Origin of the sequence: Microbacterium alcoholitolerans (assembly GCF_050408615.1) — a bacterium.
Classification (GTDB): Bacteria; Actinomycetota; Actinomycetes; order Actinomycetales; family Microbacteriaceae; genus Microbacterium.
The window spans coordinates 220,181-236,088 of record NZ_JBNTKD010000001.1 but is presented as its reverse complement, the minus strand read 5'-3'; the positions used below and the strand labels follow the sequence as shown (position 1 = coordinate 236,088).

Below are 15,908 nucleotides of genomic sequence, written 5' to 3'. Positions count from 1 at the left end.
TCACGCTTCGGCGGTGGCGTCCTCGCCGCGCTTGGACCACAGGTCGCGCAGCACGTTCTCGAACGCCTCCGGCGGCTGGGCTCCCGAGATGCCGTACTGTCCGTCGATGACGAAGAACGGCACGCCGTTGATCCCGTAGGCACGCGCCTGAGCCTGATCGGCGCGCACGTCGTCGAGGTACTGGTTCGACTCGAGCGCGGTGCGCGCCTCATCGGCATCCAGCCCCACCTCGACGGCAAGGGCGACGAGGTCATCGATCCGGCCGACGTGCTTGCCCTCGGTGAAGTACGCGGACATCAGCCGCTCCTCCATGTCGTGCTGGCGGCCCTTCGCCTTGGCGAAGTGCAGCAGCTCGTGCGCCTTGACGGTGTTCGTGTGCTGCAGCAGGTCGAAGCGGTACTCCAGCCCCGCCTTCTGGGCGACGCCGGTGACGTTCGCGAGCATCTGCTCGACCTGCTCACGGGGCATCCCCTTGTGTCCGGCGAGGAAGTCGACCTCGTCGCCGTCGAAGTCCACCGGGGTGTCGGGTGCGAGCTCGAACGAGTGGAAGGTGACCTCCACCTGCGGGGCGTCTTCGCCACCCGCCGTCGCGGCGATGCCCTTCTCGAGGTTTCGCTTGCCGATGTAGCACCACGGGCAGGCGATGTCGGACCAGATGTCAATGGAGATGGGTGCAGTCACACTCGGAGCCAACCATCGCGCGCCCGGATGTATTCCGTTGTTAGCATCGACGGATGCTAACCGCCCGGGATCCGCTGCCCTTCCCACCCCGGCGCATCCTCATCGCGGGCGTGTCCGGATCGGGCAAGACGACGCTCGCGCGGCGCATCGGAGCGCGCTTCGATCTGCCGCACCATGAACTGGACGCGCTCCACCACGGCGCGGACTGGACTCCGCGGCCGGAATTCCTGGACGACGTGCGCTCATTCGCCGCGACCGACCGCTGGGTCAGTGAGTGGCAGTACACGTCCAAGGGCGTCGACGACGTCCTGCCGCCCCGCGCCGAGGTGTGCGTGTGGCTGGACTACGACGACCGGCTCGTGCGCGCCCGGCTGTGGCGCAGGACGCTCGGGCGCAGCATCCTTCGGCGCGAACTCTGGAACGGCAACCGAGAGCCCACCCTGTGGCGGCTGGCGATCACGACCGCTCCCGAGGAGAACGTGCTGCGCTGGCAGGCGAAGACGCTGAACGTGTGGCGGGAGCGGATGCCGGAGTACGAGCAGCGCTTTTCACATCTGCGGATCGTGCGGCTGCGGCACCCGCGAGAACTCGGGCAGTGGCTTCAGGCGTCGGTGGCGGCGTCTGGGACGTCGACAGCACCGCCGAAGCGGCGATCGCGCGCCAGGTAGACCCCGATCGCACGCCACAGCTCGTCGCGCGAGAAGTCCGGCCACAGCGTGTCGAGGAAGACCATCTCGGCGTACGCCGACTGCCAGAGCAGGAAGTTCGAGGTGCGCTGCTCCCCCGAGCTGCGCAGGAACAGGTCGACGTCCGGCATGTCCGGCACGTAGAGGTGCCTGCGGATCTGCTTCTCGGTGATCGCGCTCGGCTTGAGACGGCCGGACTTGACGTCTTCCGCCATTGCTCGCATGGCGTCGACGAGTTCGACGCGGCCGCCGTAGTTCACGCACATGGTGAGGGTCAGCACGTCGTTGTCGCGGGTGAGCTGCTCGGCGAACTGCAGCTCTTTGATGACCGAGCCCCACAGGCGCGGCTTGCGGCCTGCCCAGCGCACGCGCACGCCCCACTCGTTGAGCTGATCGCGTCGACGATGCAGCACGTCACGGTTGTAGCCCATCAGGAAGCGCACCTCTTCAGGCGAGCGCGCCCAGTTCTCGGTGGAGAAGGCGTAGACGGAGAGGTGCTTGACTCCCGCCTGGATGGCACCGGCCACGACGTCGAGCAGCACCTCTTCGCCGGCCTTGTGGCCCTCGATCCGGTTCAGACCTCGGCGATTGGCCCAGCGCCCGTTGCCGTCCATGACGATCGCGATGTGGTTCGGCACGGCCGGGAACTCCGGGGGCATCCGGCCCGTCCAGTCCAGCGGGCGGAACGGCACGGCGTCCTTGTGCGTGTAGGGCTTCGGTGTCACGGGGCTCCTGCCGAGGATGCTGGGCCCCTGAGCCGGTCGAGGGGCACGTGCTCGAGCGAGCGGATGCCGCGCTCGAGATGGAACTGGGCGTACGCCGCGACGATCCCGGATGCCGCCGCCATGTCTGCCGGCGGCGCGGAGTCGATCGTCACCCAGTCGCCGCGCATGAGCGCGCGCAGCAGCGCGAGGGAAGACGGTGCGATGCGCGGGCTGCCGGCCGGTGCGCAGGCTTCGCAGACGAGACCGCCGAGCGGGGCGCCGAAGTGCGAATGCGGGCCCGGCGCGCCGCAGCGGGCGCAGTCCTCGAGCGCCGGCGCCCATCCGGAGAGGGCCATCACGCGCAGCAGATAGGAGTCCAGGATGTTGCGCGCGCTGTGCTCGCCGCGTGAGAGCGAGCGCAGCCCGCCGACGAGCAGCAGGTACTGCTCGGAGGTCGCCTCCGCCTCGTTGAGCCGGTCGGCCGTCTCCACCATGGCGCTGGCCGCGGTGAACCGCTCGTAGTCGACGGCGATGTCCGCACCATACGCGCCGAGCGACTCCGCCTGCTGCACGATGTCGAGCGAACGCCCCTTGTAGAGCTGCACATCGGCGATCATGAACGGCTCCAGTCGTGAGCCGAACTTTGACGAGGTGCGTCGCACGCCCTTCGCGACGGCGCGGATCTTGCCGTTGCGACGCGAGAGCATCGTGACGATGCGATCAGCCTCACCCAGCTTGTGGGTGCGCAGGATCACTGCTTCGTCTCGATAGGTGGGCATCTGTCGATTATCCCCCGCCCCGCCGACAACGCGGAAGAATGGAGGGCGTGAGCGAACCGACCTTCATCATCCCGCTGTGGGCCGATCTGCTGGGTGTGGGCCTCGGTGGCATCCAGGGCGCGATGTTCGCCTCCGGCTTCCAGGGGCAGCGCAGGCTCGACTGGCTGGGGGTGGCGATCATCGGCATCATGATCGGCATGGGCGGCGGTCTCATCCGCGACCTGATGATCGGCCAGCCGCCGGCGACGCTGCAGAACAACTGGTACCTGGTGACGGCGGCGGGCGCCGCGCTGTTCGGGATGCTGCTCGCGGGCGTCTTCAACAGGATCAACACGTTCATCGTCGTGCTCGACGCGGTCGTGATCGGCATGTTCGGCGCGTTCGGGGTGAGCAAGGCGATCGCTTTCGGCATCCCCGTCGTGCCCGCCGTCTTCATCGGGGTCTGCGCGGCCGTGGGCGGCGGTGTGCTGCGCGACATGCTGATGGGCCTGCCGGTGGCCATCATGCACGTCGGTTCGCTCTACGCGGTCGCCGCCGGCGCGGGATGCACCTTCATCGTGGTCGCGCACGCGTTCAGCATGAACATCACCGTCGCCGCGGTCTTCGGCATCGTCGTGACCGCGGTGATCCGGGTGCTGTCCGTGCTGTTCGACGTGTCACTGCCCGAGCAGCGTCGCCTGCACCGGCGAAAGGTCGCCGCGGAGACCGGAATGATCCCGATCATCAAGCCGTGACGACGGATTCCAGACCGGACAGAACCCGCGCGAGGCCGAACTCCCACGCCGCGTTCGCGTCGTAGGGCGCGCCCAGCTGCTCGCCTGCCGCAGCCCCGACGCGGCGGGCAAGCGGGTAGTCGTCGCCGACGAGGTCCGCGAGCGTGTCGGCCGCCTGTTCCCAGAAGGCGCCGAACTCCGCCGGGCCGGAGGCTGCGATCATCCGGCCCGCCGCCGCGCGGACGAAATCGAGTACGAAGGTGAGCGCTGCATCTCGATCCACGTCGCTCAATCCTGTCGCATTGAACGCGCGCAGCTCGCCGTCGTACTTGGCGATCGTGCCGGGTCCGAGTGCGGTCCGCTGATCATCGATCTCGAGGAGCCAGGGGTGCGCCTGCAGCAGTGCAAGGTTCGCCTCGGCGACCGCGCGCAATCCCATTCGCCAGTCGTCTTCATCGACGGGGATGCCGGCGACTTCGGCGTGCGCGCGATCCGCCATCAGCACGAGCAGGTCGTCGCGGCTGTTCACATGTGTGTAGACGGACATCGGCGTGATCTCCAACTCATGTGCGAGCGCGCGGATCGTGACCGCGTCAAGACCGTGGGCATCGGCGATGCTCATCGCCTCAGCCACGACCTGCGGCGTGGACCAGCGCGCCCTCGGACCTCGACGACCCGTTCGGGCGGTGCCCGCTCTCTCCCACCAGAGCAGTTCGATCAGATTCTTCGCCATCTCGGAATATCCATCCTCTCCATCAAGTTACCTTATACGCTGTACGCAGTTTACCGACGGGAGACACATGAACATCAACCAGACCGCGATCTCGCTGAACGTCGCCGACGTGCAGGCCTCGGCGGACTTCGCCAAGGCGCATTTCGGATACGAGGAGGCCATGGCCGCCGAGGGCTTCGTGTCGCTCCAGCATCCGAGCTCCGCCACGAACGTCATCTTCCTGGCGACGGGATTGGAGACCTTCCGCCCGCGGGAGATCGCCGGGCCTGCCGGGCAGGGGCTGCTGCTCGTCCTCGTCGTCGACGACATCGACGACGAGTACGCGCGCATCACCGCAGCGGGTGCGCGAGTCGTGACCGAGCCCGAGACCGAGCCGTGGGGCGAGCGCTATTGCCAGTTCGCCGACCCCAACGGGCTCATCTGGCAACTCGTGCAGTGGGTCAGCTGACGGATGCAGCGGGTCGACTGACGGATACCGACGATCGACTGACGCGCACTGGTCGGCTGACGCGCACACTGGTCGGCTGACGCGCACACTGGTCGGCTGACGCGCACACTGGTCGGCTGACGCGCACCGACGATCGGCTGACGCACACACTGGTCGGCTGACACCCACCGACGATCGACTGTACGCCGACGCGTTCAGAAGGGAGCCACCGTCACGTTCGCGGACGTGTCCGCGAACGTGACGGTGTTCTGCGGCGGTGGTCTGTCGACGTACGTGTGCCCGGTGGGGCTGGTCCATTCGAGCAGTCCGTCGTCGAGCTGGACGACGTGCCAGGGCGAGTGGTGTTTGAGCGTGTGATGTCGTCGGCACAGCGCGCCCAGGTTGCCTTCTTCGGTCGACCCGCCGAAGGCGGCGTCGAGAGTATGGTCGAGATCGCTTTCGCGCACCGGCATCCGGCAGGTGGGGAATCGGCAGCGTTGATCGCGCGCTCGCAACTGTCTGCGGAGCGTCGCGCCGGGGCGGTATCTGTCGGTGGCGAGCAGCGCGCCGGTGAACGGGTGTGTGAGCAGTCGATCCCACCCTGATGCGGCCCCGGCCAGTACGCGCGCCGTGGCCGGGTCGATCGGACCGTGCCCGTCCAGTTCCGCCGGCGGCGACTGTGCTCCGCCCGCACGCTCGCGGCCCATCAGCGTCAGCGCAGGGACAGTGACGCTGATGTGAGCGGTGACCGCAGCCAGCAGGCCGTCTTCGGTGTCGTGCCCGGCCGGTGCGCCGGTAAGCAGCAGGTCCATCGCGATGTCGAACCGCTTCTGCGCAACAGTGCGCGGATCACTCGGACCGCTCGCGCCGTCGACCTTGCTCCCAGTCTTCGCCATACCGGTGAGCCGGTCGAAAGCGCCGTGGATGAGCGCCGTCGGTCCGAACAGACGCATCTCGCCCATCGCGTCCGGGTGGTCCTGTACCCAGGCTCCGCGCTCCTCGCGCGCGTCCTGATGACGCTCTTCGATGGACCGGGGCTGATGCTGCTGGGCGATGCGCTCCGCGAGAGGACGCACGCGGTTCGGGGACTCATCCTGCGCGAGTTCAAGCACCCGCTCCGAGTACGCCGCCCTGGCATCCGCATCCTCGATGTGCTCGCCCGCGTCGATGATCACCCGAGCATGACCCGCGCTGATCTGCCCGGCGCCCTGCGCCTGCCACACCAGCGGGAACCGCTCCACCGCGAGTTCCGCGGCCAGCATCCGCCGCTGCACGGTCCGATCGCTCACGCGCAGCGCCGTCGCCAGCTCCGCCGAGACCGTTCTCAGCGAGATGTCCGCCTCATCGGCATCACCAGCGGCAATGAGCGCCCACCGCGCAGCCAGCGCGAGCACGCCGTCGCGCGCCGCCTGCAGGCTGCTGATTGAGCGCTCCAGATCGCCCGCCAGGTCGACCAGCTCTTCGAGCGTGGTCACCTGCTCCACCGTCACATCCTGCAGCGCCGCCATACCTCCAGTACACCAGCAGCCACCGACATTAGAACAAAGATCTGATCCGAATCCCGGGAGCCAATGTCACGGACACATAACGAAGAGTCATCAGTCTTACGGGCGTCCGTGCGCATGCCAACAGCCTGCGCACGCGGTGGGTCCCTATCGCGGCGCTGGCGGCGTGAATCGAAGCACGTTCGTCTCCCGTCGCACGAAGCCCACCGACTCGTACAATCGCAGTGCCGACTCGCGCGCGGGCCGCGACGTGAGGTCGAGGGTGCGAAGGCCACGTTGGATCGCGAGTTCCGTCATTCGCACCAGGAGAGCGCGCGCAATGCCCTTCCCTCGCATCGCCTCGTCCACGACTACGTCATCGACGTGACCACGGAGCCCAGACGGCAGAGGGAACGTTACGAGCGTCGCGGCTCCGACGATGCGCCCACCTGCTCGCACCACGAGCAACTCCGTCGCGTCATGCGTGATGATCGTCGCCAGACGTGCCCGATCGAACGCCGCCGTTCTCGACAGCTGGGACAGCAGGTGAGAGATGTCGCGCGCATCGTCATCAGTCACGGATGACAGCAATTCGACGGTCGCAGGAAGCTCACTCATTCCGACAACATAGCTCTCCCGCCGAGACGCTCCCGTATGAGTTTCTGTCGCCTGACACCGGATCGGGCGTCAGAAACTCATACGGGAGTCGACGTCAGACGGCCGCGAGCTCGGGTGCCGCCTCGCGGGAGCGGATCGAGCGGTTCACGCACGAGACGATCGCCTTCAGGCTGGCGGTCGATATGTCGCCGTCGATTCCAACGCCCCACAGGCGCTGGTCGTCGACCTGCAGCTCGACATAGGCCGCCGCCTGAGCGTCTCCTCCGCTGGACATCGTGTGCTCGACGTAGTCGTAGAGCGAGATATCGAAGCCGCGTGCGCGCAGCACCTCGATGAACGCGGCGATCGGCCCGTTGCCGGTTCCCGCGGTGGCGATCGACTCGTCGTCGTCTCGCAGCACGACATCGAGCGACACCTCGCCTGTCATGTCACTGCGCGTCTGCGTGCCGAGCAGCTCGAACCGGCCCCATTTCGCGGCGGCGTCATCGGCCGGCAGGTACTCATCGGTGAAGATCGACCAGATCTGCTCGCTGGTGACCTCGCCGCCCTCGGCATCCGTCTTCGCCTGAACCACACCCGAGAACTCGATCTGGAGCTTGCGGGGCAGGTCGAGCGCGTGGTCCGCCTTCAGCAGGTACGCCACGCCGCCCTTGCCGGACTGCGAGTTCACCCGGATGACGGCTTCGTAAGACCGGCCGAGGTCCTTCGGGTCGACAGGCAGGTACGGCACGCCCCACTCGACCTCGTCGACGGTGACGCCCTCCGCTTCGGCGCGCGCGGCCATCGCCTCGAAGCCCTTCTTGATGGCGTCCTGGTGCGAGCCGCTGAACGCGGTGAAGACCAGGTCGCCGGCCCACGGGCTGCGCTCCGGGACGGGCAGCTGGTTGCAGTACTCGACGGTGCGCTTGACCTGATCGATGTCGCTGAAATCGATCTGGGGGTCGATTCCCTGCGTGAACATGTTGATGCCCAGCGCGACGAGGTCGACGTTTCCGGTGCGCTCGCCGTTGCCGAACAGGCATCCCTCGATGCGGTCGGCGCCGGCCAGGTATCCCAGCTCGGCGGCGGCGACGGCGGTGCCGCGATCGTTGTGCGGGTGCAGCGACAGGATCACGTTCTCGCGGTGCGCCAGGTGGCGGTTCATCCACTCGATCGAGTCGGCGTACACGTTCGGCGTCGCCATCTCGACCGTGGCGGGCAGGTTGATGATGACCTTGCGGTCGGGGGTGGGCTCGAGGATCTCGAGCACCTCGTTGCACACCTCCACGGCGTACTCGAGCTCGGTGCCGGTGTAGCTCTCGGGCGAGTACTCGTAGTAGACCTCGGTGCCCGGCACGGTCCTCTCGTACTGGCGGCACAGGCGCGCGCCGTCGAGCGCGATCTGCTTGACGCCCTCGCGGTCGGAGCGGAAGACCACCTCGCGCTGCAGCACGCTCGTGGAGTTGTAGAAGTGCACGATGGCCTGCTTGGCGCCGACGATCGACTCGTACGTGCGGGCGATCAGGTGCTCGCGCGCCTGCGTCAGCACCTGGATGGTCACGTCATCGGGGATCAGGTCCTCTTCGATCAGCTGGCGCACGAAGTCGAAGTCGGTCTGGCTCGCGGAGGGGAACCCGACCTCGATCTCCTTGTAGCCCATGCTGACGAGCAGCTCGAACATGACGCGCTTGCGCTCCGGCGACATCGGGTCGATGAGCGCCTGGTTTCCGTCGCGGAGGTCGACGGCACACCAGCGGGGCGCCTGGGTGATGCGCTTGGAGGGCCAGGTGCGGTCAGGCAGCTCGACGGCGATCTGCTCGTGATACGGGCGGTACTTGTGCACCGGCATCGACGAGGGCTTCTGAGTGTTCTTCATGATCAGGCTTCTTCTTCGTCAGGAGATGTGTCAGGCCAACACGAGCGCCGCGACGAGGAAGGCCCGGAGTGTCAGGCCTCGTCGCGGCAGCTAAGAAGAAGCACGGCGCCGAAAGGCATGGCTCGATGCTAACAGCATCCGCGCGTGTGTCGCACGCCGTTTCACTTTCACGGGACGAGCGCGAGCTTCCCACCCGGATGCCCGCCGGCGAGCAGCCGCAGCGCCTGCGGCGCCTGATCCAGCGGGAACTCCCCCGCCATCGGCACGACGAGCCGGCTGGTCTCGGCCAGCTCGACGAGTCCGGCGCGCGCTTCGTCGCGGAAGCGGGTGCTGTCGGGCTGTGAGCCGACGATCCACCGGAATCCCTCCGTCTGCGCGCGCGACGCGGCGGCGATCGTGACGATCCGCGATCGGTCGGCGACGAGTTCCAGCGACACGTCGACGGCCTCGTCGGTGCCGACGGCATCCAACGCGGCATCGATCCGCGAGACGCCCTCGGATGCCAGTGCCGCGGCGATTTTGGCATCCAGGCCTTCCCCGTACTCGACCGGCGTGCCGCCGAAACGGCGCACCTCGTCGAAGCGGGCGCGGCTCGCCGTCCCGATGACGCGGATGCCGCGCAGCGCCGCCTGCTGCAGGACACTCACCCCAACCGCGCCAGAGGCACCGTGCAGCAGCACCGTCTCGCCCTCACTCGCGTCCGTCACCGCCAGCATCTGCGTGGCGGTGGTCCCGGCGAGGAGCAGATTCGCCGCCTCGGGGTGTGTGAGCGTCGAGGGCTTGCGCAGCACCTTCTGCCGGGGCACGGTGAGCTCGGTCGCGTAGCCGCCGCGCACCCGGAAAGCGATCACCTCGTCGCCGACCTCGAATCCGGATTCACGACCCACCGCAGCGACCACACCGGACACCTCGTACCCGATCGGAACCGGAAGCTCCGTCGAGGGGCGCGGCGCCGCCACGTGCTTGGCGTCGGCGGGGTTCACGCCGGCTGCGAGCACCCGGATCGTGACCTCATCGACGTCCGGCGCGGGCACCTCGTACTGCTCGAAGCTCCAGCCCTCGGGCGGACCCCACTGCCTCGCCACCCAGCGCCATGCCATGTCGTCCCCCTCGCGTCAGAAGCCCAGTCGCCCGAGCTGCTTGGGGTCGCGCTGCCATTCCTTCGCGACCTTGACGTGCAGTTTGAGGAAGACGCGGGTGCCGAGCAGCTCTTCGATGCCGGCGCGTGCTACTGCGCCGACGTCGCGCAGTCGCGCGCCCTTGCGGCCGATGATGATCGCCTTCTGGCTGTCGCGCTCCACGACGATCGATGCGTACACGTCAGTGAGGTCGCTGTCCTCCCGCGGCGCGACGTCATCGATGACGACGGCGATCGAGTGCGGCAGCTCGTCGCGCACGCCCTCCAGTGCGGCCTCGCGGATCATCTCAGCGATGCGGTCCTCATCCGACTCGTCGGTGACGACGCCGTCCTCGTAGAGCCGCGGGCCCTCCGGGAGCAGCTTCAGGATCTCGCCGGCGAGCACGTCGAGCTGCTCGCTCGTGAGCGCCGACAGCGGGATGACCGCGGCCCAGTCCTCGCGCAGCGAGTCCACCTCCATCAGCCGCTCGGTGATCTCGTCGCGGGACGCGGCGTCCGTCTTGGTGACGATCGCGACCTTCTTCGCCCGGGGATAGCCGTCCAGCGATGCGGCGATGCGGCGGTCGCCCGGGCCGACCTTCTCCGTCGCCGGCACGCAGAAGCCGATCACGTCGACATCGCCGAGCACCTGCTCGACGAGGTCGTTCAGTCGCTCGCCGAGGAGCGTGCGCGGCTTGTGGATGCCAGGGGTGTCGACGATCACGATCTGGCCGTCCGGCCGGTTCAGGATGCCCCGGATCGCCCGCCTGGTCGTCTGCGGCTTCTCGCTGGTGATGGCGATCTTCTCCCCCACCAAGGCGTTCGTCAGCGTCGACTTGCCGACGTTCGGTCTGCCGACGAACGTCACGAAGCCGCTGCGTGTCTGCTCGCGCTCTTCGGATTGCTCGCGCTCTTCGGATTGCTCGCGCTCTTCGGATTGCTCGCGCTCTTCAGACTGCTCAGTCATCCTGTTCTCCTCCATCGCGAACTTCGATCTCGTACGTGAACGGCGCACGCTCTACGAACACCGTGGCGATGCCGCGCCCGCGGCCGCGGGATGCTCCGCCGGTGAGCACGAGACCGTCAACGGTCGCCGTGGCTCCCGGCTGCGGCACCTGACCCAGCGCCTTGCCCAGCAGTCCGCCGATCGAATCGACGTCCTCGTCGTCGAGCTCCAGCCCGAACAGGTCGCCGACGTCCTCGAGCGGAAGGCGGGAGTTGACCTTGAAGCGCCCGTCGCCGAGGTCGACGAAGTCCGCCGGCCCGCGATCGTACTCGTCGGCGATCTCGCCGACCAGCTCCTCAATCAGATCCTCCAGCGTCACGAGGCCCGAGACCCCGCCGTGCTCGTCGATCACCATGCACACGTGCACGGCGTCGCGCTTCATCTGCTGCAGCAGGCTCTCCGCGCGCATCGACTCCGGCACGAAGACGGCGGGGCGCGCGATCGGGCGCACCGGGCGGCCCCGCCACGCGCTCTCATCGCGGTAGGCGAACTGCACGAGGTCCTTGAGATACAGCACGCCGACGACGTCATCGGCATCGTCGTCGACGACGGGCATCCGCGACACCCCGGTGCGCAGGAACAGTGCCATCGCCTCGGTCGTGGTCGCCGCGGCATCCACCGTCATCATCTCGGTGCGCGGCACCATCACCGCACGCACGAACTGATCGGTGAAGTCGAACACCGAGTGGATCAGGTCGCGGTCGTCCGCTTCGATCAGCGCATTCGACGCCGCCTCGTCGACCATGCTCAGCAGCTGCTCCTCCGAGGCGAACGAGCTGCGTCCGACATCCGGCGTGACGCGCTGGCCCGCGTTGACCAGAGCCTGCGCGAGCGGTCCGAGCAGCATGCGCATGCCGCGCACGGTCGGCGCCCATGCGCGCAGCATGCGCGCCGCGTGCAGGCGCCCGAAGGAGCGCGGGCTCGCCCCGACCAGCACGAAGGTGATGCCGGTCATCAGCACCGCGGCAGCGAGCATCGCCCACCAGATGCTGGGCAGCAGCGAATCCAGCGCCACGGTGACGAGCACCGCCGACGTGGTCTCCGCCAGCACGCGCATGAAGGCGACGGCGTTGACGTGCGGTGCGGGGTCCTCGGCGATGCGCTGCAGGGCAGAGGCATTGCGGCCCTCGGATGCCATGGCCTCGATGTCGGAGGTTGAGCTGACCGAGAACGCGGCGTCCACGGCCGCCATCAGACCGCCGAATGCCACCAGCAGCACGGCGGCCGCGAGCAGTATGGCAGGTGTCATCGCCGTCGTTCGGCCAGCGCGAACGCCTCGATCAGCGACCGCTGAAGCCCGAACATCTCACGCTCCTCTTCGGGCTCGGCGTGATCGAATCCCAGCAGGTGCAGGAGCCCGTGTGTGGTGAGCAGGATGAGCTCGTCCATCAGCGAGTGACCCGCGGTCTGCGCCTGGCCCTCTGCAACCTGCGGGCACAGCACGATGTCGCCGAGCAGCCCGGGCGGCGTCGGGTGCTCGGGGGTGCCGGGGCGCAGCTCATCCATAGGGAAGCTGAGCACGTCGGTCGGGCCGGGCTCGTCCATCCACTGCACGTGCAGGGACTCCATGGCGCCCTCGTCGACCAGGACGATCGCCACTTCGGCGTCCGGGCTGACGTTCAGCTGCGCGAGATTGAAGTCGGTGAGCCGCTGCAGCACCGTCTCGTCGACGTCGATGGCCGATTCGTTGTTGATCTCGATCATCACAGCACCCGTTTCATCAGGAGAGAGCTCGTTTCATCAGGAGAGGCCTCGCTTCGGCATCCGGTCTCTGGGGTTCTGGCGCGCACCGCCGCGGCGGTCGGCGCGATTCGCGAACTGGTGCGCCTGCTCGCGCTCGGTGCGCGCGGCAGTGCGCTGCTCGTCGTACTCCGTGTACGCATCGACGATGCGACCGACCAGCGAGTGGCGCACCACGTCGTCGCTGGTGAGACGGGAGAAGTGGATGTCGTCGATGTCGTCGAGCACCCTCGTGACGAGCCGCAGACCGGACGCACCGGTCGGCAGGTCGACCTGGGTGATGTCACCGGTGACGACCATCTTCGTGCCGAATCCGAGCCTGGTCAGGAACATCTTCATCTGCTCGGGCGAGGTGTTCTGCGCCTCGTCGAGCACCACGAACGAATCGTTCAGGGTGCGGCCGCGCATGTACGCCAGCGGGGCGACCTCGATCGTCCCTGTGGCCATCAGCCGTGGCACGACCTCCGGATCCATCATCTCGTTGAGGGCGTCGTACAGCGGACGCAGGTACGGGTCGATCTTGTCGGTCAGGGAACCCGGCAGGAAGCCGAGGCGCTCTCCCGCTTCGACCGCGGGACGAGTGAGGATGATGCGCTGCACCTCTTTGCGCTGCAGCGCCTGCACGGCCTTCGCCATCGCCAGGTAGGTCTTGCCCGTTCCGGCAGGGCCGATGCCGAACACGATGGTGTTCTGCTCGATCGCGTCGACGTACTCCTTCTGTCCAAGTGTCTTGGGACGGATCACCCGACCTCGGGTCGCCAGGATCGCCTCGCCGAGCACCTCGCTCGGGCGAGGCCCGTCGTCGCGGCGCATGATGCGGGCAGACTGCTCGACGTCGCTCGGTGCGAGGTCGTGGCCGGAGCGGGTCATCTCGATCAGCTCGTCGACGAGCTTCCTGGCGTCGGCGACGTCGGCGCGCGAACCGCCGAGCATGATCTCGTTGCCTCGGACCATGACCTGCACCCGCGGATGCTGCTTCTCGAGCATCCGCAGCAGACGATCCTGCGGCCCGAGCAGCTGCACCATCGCGACTCCGTCGACCGAGATGCGCTCGGTGTGCTCCGGCTGCGCCGGGAACTGCGGTGTCTGTTCGTCAGAATCCAACGAGCTTGCCCTTCTCGATGTCGCCGAGCAGATGCGCGTGCACATGGAAGACCGACTGTCCGGCGCTCGCGCCGTTGTTGAAGATGAGCCGGTACTCGCCGTTGGCATGCTCTTCGGCGAGCTGCTTGGCCATGGCGACCATCTCAGCGAGCAGCGCGGGTTCTCCCGCCGCGAGCTCGGTGACATCGCGGTACTGCTCGGTCACCGGGATGATGAGCACGTGCAGCGGCGCCTGCGGATCGATGTCGCGGATCGCGAAGACCCGGTCGGTGCGGGCGAGGAACTCACCGGGGATCTCCCCGTTCAGGATGCGCGTGAAGATCGAGGGCTCGGTCATGGGTACCAGCTTACTTACCGGGGACTACCAGCGGCCGAGGATGCCGGAGAGCACCGCGATCGCCGCCGGTCCCGCCGTGGAGGTGCGCAGCACCGTGTCACCGAGGCGGACGCGCTCGGCGCCGGCATCCGACAACCTCTGCAGCTCCTCGGGGCTGATGCCGCCCTCCGGTCCCACCACGAGCAGGATGTCGCGGTCGTCGGCCTGGATGCCCGAGAGCCGATTCGTCGCGGTGGGATCGAGCACCAGCATCCGCTGCGTGCTGGTGCGCGTCGCGAGCTGGGCGGTGGTGACCACCTCGGTGACCGACGGCACCCAGGCACGATGCGACTGCTTGGCCGCCTCTCGAACGATCGTCGCCCAGCGCTCTCGGCCCTTCTCGGCCTTCGGACCCTCCCAGCGCGAGATGCTTCGCGCGGCCTGCCACGGCACGATCTCGTCGACCCCGAGCTCGCAGGCGGCCTGCACGGCGAGCTCATCGCGATCGCCCTTGGCCAGCGCCTGCGCGAGCACGATTCGGGTCCGCGGCTGCTCCTGCATCACCCGCTCGGTGACGCGCACCGAGACCTGCGCCGCCGAGACGTCCTCGACGGTGCCCTCCAGCCAGACGCCGGAGCCGTCGCCGATCGTCACCGCCTCGCCCACCCGCACCCGCCGCACGACGGAGGCGTGCTTCGCCTCGGCGCCGGTGAGCGTCAGCAGCTCGCCCGCCTCGAGGTCGGAGCAGGTCGGGACAATGAAGTGCAGGGCCATGGCGATCCGATCGACGGGTGCGGAGGATGTGTCAGTGGTTGCGGAAGCGGTCGCGCAGCTTCGAGAACAGCCCCTGCTGGAACTGCGCCAGCTTCGGAGCCGGGGCCTTCGCCTTCTTCGCGAAGTCTTCGATCAGCCTGCGCTGCGCGGAGTCGAGCTTGGTCGGGGTGACGACCTGCACGCCGACCCGCAGATCGCCGCGCTGGCTGCCGCGCAGCGGGGTGATTCCGCGCCCGCCGATCGTGAGCACGTCACCGGACTGCACGCCGGGTCGCAGCTCGAGGTCGACCGTGCCGTCGAGTCCGTCGATGGTCGTGGTTGTGCCGAGGATGGCATCCGTCATCGAGACGTCCAGCGTCGCGAGCAGGTCGTCCCCCTCGCGGCTGAACACGGGATGGGGCGCCACCGAGATCTCGACGTACAGGTCGCCGTTCGGTCCGCCTGCGCGGCCGACCTCGCCGGAGCCCGGCAGCTGCAGACGCAGTCCGGTCTCGACGCCGGCCGGGATGTCGAGCGCCACGGTGCGGCGAGAGCGCACGCGCCCCTGGCCGGCGCAGGTGCCGCACGGGTACGGAATCGTGGTGCCGAAGCCCTCGCAGCTGCCACAGGGCTGCGTCGTGACGACGTTGCCGAGCAGGCTGCGGACCTGACGCTGCACGTGCCCGCTTCCGCCGCACACGTCGCAGGTGACCGGAGAGGTTCCGGGCTGGCAGCAGCTGCCCTCGCAGGTCTCGCAGAGCACGGCCGTGTCGACCTCGATATCGCGGTGCACGCCGAAGACGACGTCGCCGAGGTCGAGGTTGATGCGGACCAGGGCATCCTGTCCGCGCTCTCGGCGCGAGCGCGGGCGCGCTCCGCGACCGCCGCCGGCGGCGCCGAAGAACGTCTCGAAGATGTCGCCGAAGCCGCCGAAACCGCCACCGAAGCCGCCGCCTGCGTCTCCGCCCATGTCGTAGCGGCGACGGGAGTCCTCGTCGCTGAGCACGTCATAGGCGTGCGTGACGAGCTTGAATCGCTCGGAGGCGTCCTCACCGGGGTTCACATCCGGATGCAGCTGGCGCGCCAGCTTGCGGTAGGCCTTCTTGATCTCGTCCTGCGAGGCGTCCCGGGACACCCCGAGAATCTCATAATGGTCCGCCACGATCACCTTTCTGCGTGTGCGTGCGTGATT

At 68.1% G+C, this 15,908-nt stretch carries 18 protein-coding genes; 3 read left to right on the top strand and 15 right to left on the bottom strand.

Annotation, left to right across the window (positions count from 1 at the left end):
- Positions 1–681 (bottom strand): DsbA family oxidoreductase, encoded by a 681-nt coding sequence (locus tag ACQUSX_RS01150; protein WP_428905146.1) that lies wholly within the window; start codon positions 679–681, stop codon positions 1–3.
- A 53-nt stretch (positions 682–734) separates the two neighbouring features.
- On the opposite strand from ACQUSX_RS01150, the gene ACQUSX_RS01145 reads away from it, so the two are divergent.
- Entirely contained in the window at positions 735–1,349 is a 615-nt protein-coding gene (locus ACQUSX_RS01145) for a P-loop NTPase family protein (protein ID WP_428905145.1), read from the top strand.
- Here the strand turns inward: ACQUSX_RS01145 and ACQUSX_RS01140 are convergent.
- Complete coding sequence (locus ACQUSX_RS01140; RefSeq protein WP_428905144.1) at positions 1,283–2,092, bottom strand: isoprenyl transferase; 810 nt, start codon at positions 2,090–2,092, stop codon at positions 1,283–1,285. The two genes, ACQUSX_RS01145 and ACQUSX_RS01140, sit on opposite strands and share 67 nt — an antisense overlap.
- Positions 2,089–2,850 (bottom strand): DNA repair protein RecO, encoded by a 762-nt coding sequence (gene recO / locus ACQUSX_RS01135; protein ID WP_428905143.1) that lies wholly within the window; start codon positions 2,848–2,850, stop codon positions 2,089–2,091. The genes ACQUSX_RS01140 and recO overlap by 4 nt, the downstream gene beginning before the upstream one ends.
- Positions 2,851–2,897: 47 nt before the next feature.
- Here recO and ACQUSX_RS01130 point away from each other — a divergent pair, with 47 nt between their 5' ends.
- Positions 2,898–3,584 (top strand): trimeric intracellular cation channel family protein, encoded by a 687-nt coding sequence (locus ACQUSX_RS01130; RefSeq protein WP_428905142.1) that lies wholly within the window; start codon positions 2,898–2,900, stop codon positions 3,582–3,584.
- On the opposite strand, the gene ACQUSX_RS01125 is transcribed toward ACQUSX_RS01130, so the two are convergent.
- Positions 3,574–4,296, bottom strand: coding sequence for a TetR/AcrR family transcriptional regulator (locus ACQUSX_RS01125; RefSeq protein ID WP_428905141.1), 723 nt, complete (start codon positions 4,294–4,296; stop codon positions 3,574–3,576). The two genes, ACQUSX_RS01130 and ACQUSX_RS01125, sit on opposite strands and share 11 nt — an antisense overlap.
- A 67-nt stretch (positions 4,297–4,363) precedes the next feature.
- On the opposite strand from ACQUSX_RS01125, the gene ACQUSX_RS01120 reads away from it, so the two are divergent.
- Positions 4,364–4,744 (top strand): VOC family protein, encoded by a 381-nt coding sequence (locus tag ACQUSX_RS01120; protein WP_428905140.1) that lies wholly within the window; start codon positions 4,364–4,366, stop codon positions 4,742–4,744.
- Positions 4,745–4,938: 194 nt separating this feature from the next.
- Here the strand turns inward: ACQUSX_RS01120 and ACQUSX_RS01115 are convergent, their stop codons facing one another.
- The 11 genes from ACQUSX_RS01115 to dnaJ all read right to left on the bottom strand — a co-directional run bounded on the left by ACQUSX_RS01115 (position 4,939) and on the right by dnaJ (position 15,878).
- Positions 4,939–6,231 (bottom strand): HNH endonuclease signature motif containing protein, encoded by a 1,293-nt coding sequence (locus ACQUSX_RS01115; RefSeq protein WP_428905139.1) that lies wholly within the window; start codon positions 6,229–6,231, stop codon positions 4,939–4,941.
- A gap of 144 nt (positions 6,232–6,375) precedes the next feature.
- Positions 6,376–6,825 carry a GNAT family N-acetyltransferase gene (locus ACQUSX_RS01110; RefSeq protein ID WP_428905138.1) on the bottom strand — a complete coding sequence of 150 codons (450 nt, stop codon included), beginning with the start codon at positions 6,823–6,825 and terminating at the stop codon, positions 6,376–6,378.
- Positions 6,826–6,919: 94 nt separating this feature from the next.
- On the bottom strand, positions 6,920–8,680 hold the full coding sequence (gene leuA / locus ACQUSX_RS01105; protein ID WP_428905137.1) for a 2-isopropylmalate synthase: 1,761 nt from the start codon (positions 8,678–8,680) through the stop codon (positions 6,920–6,922).
- Between the two features lie 167 nt (positions 8,681–8,847).
- A complete protein-coding gene (locus tag ACQUSX_RS01100; protein WP_428905136.1) occupies positions 8,848–9,780 on the bottom strand; it encodes an NADP-dependent oxidoreductase in 933 nt (310 codons plus the stop codon).
- A 15-nt stretch (positions 9,781–9,795) separates the two neighbouring features.
- Entirely contained in the window at positions 9,796–10,764 is a 969-nt protein-coding gene (gene era / locus ACQUSX_RS01095) for a GTPase Era (RefSeq protein WP_428905135.1), read from the bottom strand.
- Positions 10,757–12,052 (bottom strand): hemolysin family protein, encoded by a 1,296-nt coding sequence (locus tag ACQUSX_RS01090; protein ID WP_428905134.1) that lies wholly within the window; start codon positions 12,050–12,052, stop codon positions 10,757–10,759. The genes era and ACQUSX_RS01090 overlap by 8 nt, the downstream gene beginning before the upstream one ends.
- On the bottom strand, positions 12,049–12,510 hold the full coding sequence (gene ybeY, locus ACQUSX_RS01085) for an rRNA maturation RNase YbeY (RefSeq protein ID WP_428905133.1): 462 nt from the start codon (positions 12,508–12,510) through the stop codon (positions 12,049–12,051). Before ybeY ends, ACQUSX_RS01090 begins: the two co-directional genes overlap by 4 nt.
- Positions 12,511–12,543: 33 nt before the next feature.
- Entirely contained in the window at positions 12,544–13,569 is a 1,026-nt protein-coding gene (locus tag ACQUSX_RS01080; RefSeq protein ID WP_428907565.1) for a PhoH family protein, read from the bottom strand.
- A gap of 67 nt (positions 13,570–13,636) precedes the next feature.
- On the bottom strand, positions 13,637–13,984 hold the full coding sequence (locus ACQUSX_RS01075) for an HIT domain-containing protein (protein ID WP_428905132.1): 348 nt from the start codon (positions 13,982–13,984) through the stop codon (positions 13,637–13,639).
- Positions 13,985–14,008: 24 nt separating this feature from the next.
- Complete coding sequence (locus ACQUSX_RS01070; protein ID WP_428905131.1) at positions 14,009–14,737, bottom strand: 16S rRNA (uracil(1498)-N(3))-methyltransferase; 729 nt, start codon at positions 14,735–14,737, stop codon at positions 14,009–14,011.
- 31 nt (positions 14,738–14,768) lie between these two features.
- Entirely contained in the window at positions 14,769–15,878 is a 1,110-nt protein-coding gene (gene dnaJ / locus ACQUSX_RS01065) for a molecular chaperone DnaJ (RefSeq protein ID WP_428905130.1), read from the bottom strand.
- Positions 15,879–15,908: the final 30 nt, after the last annotated feature.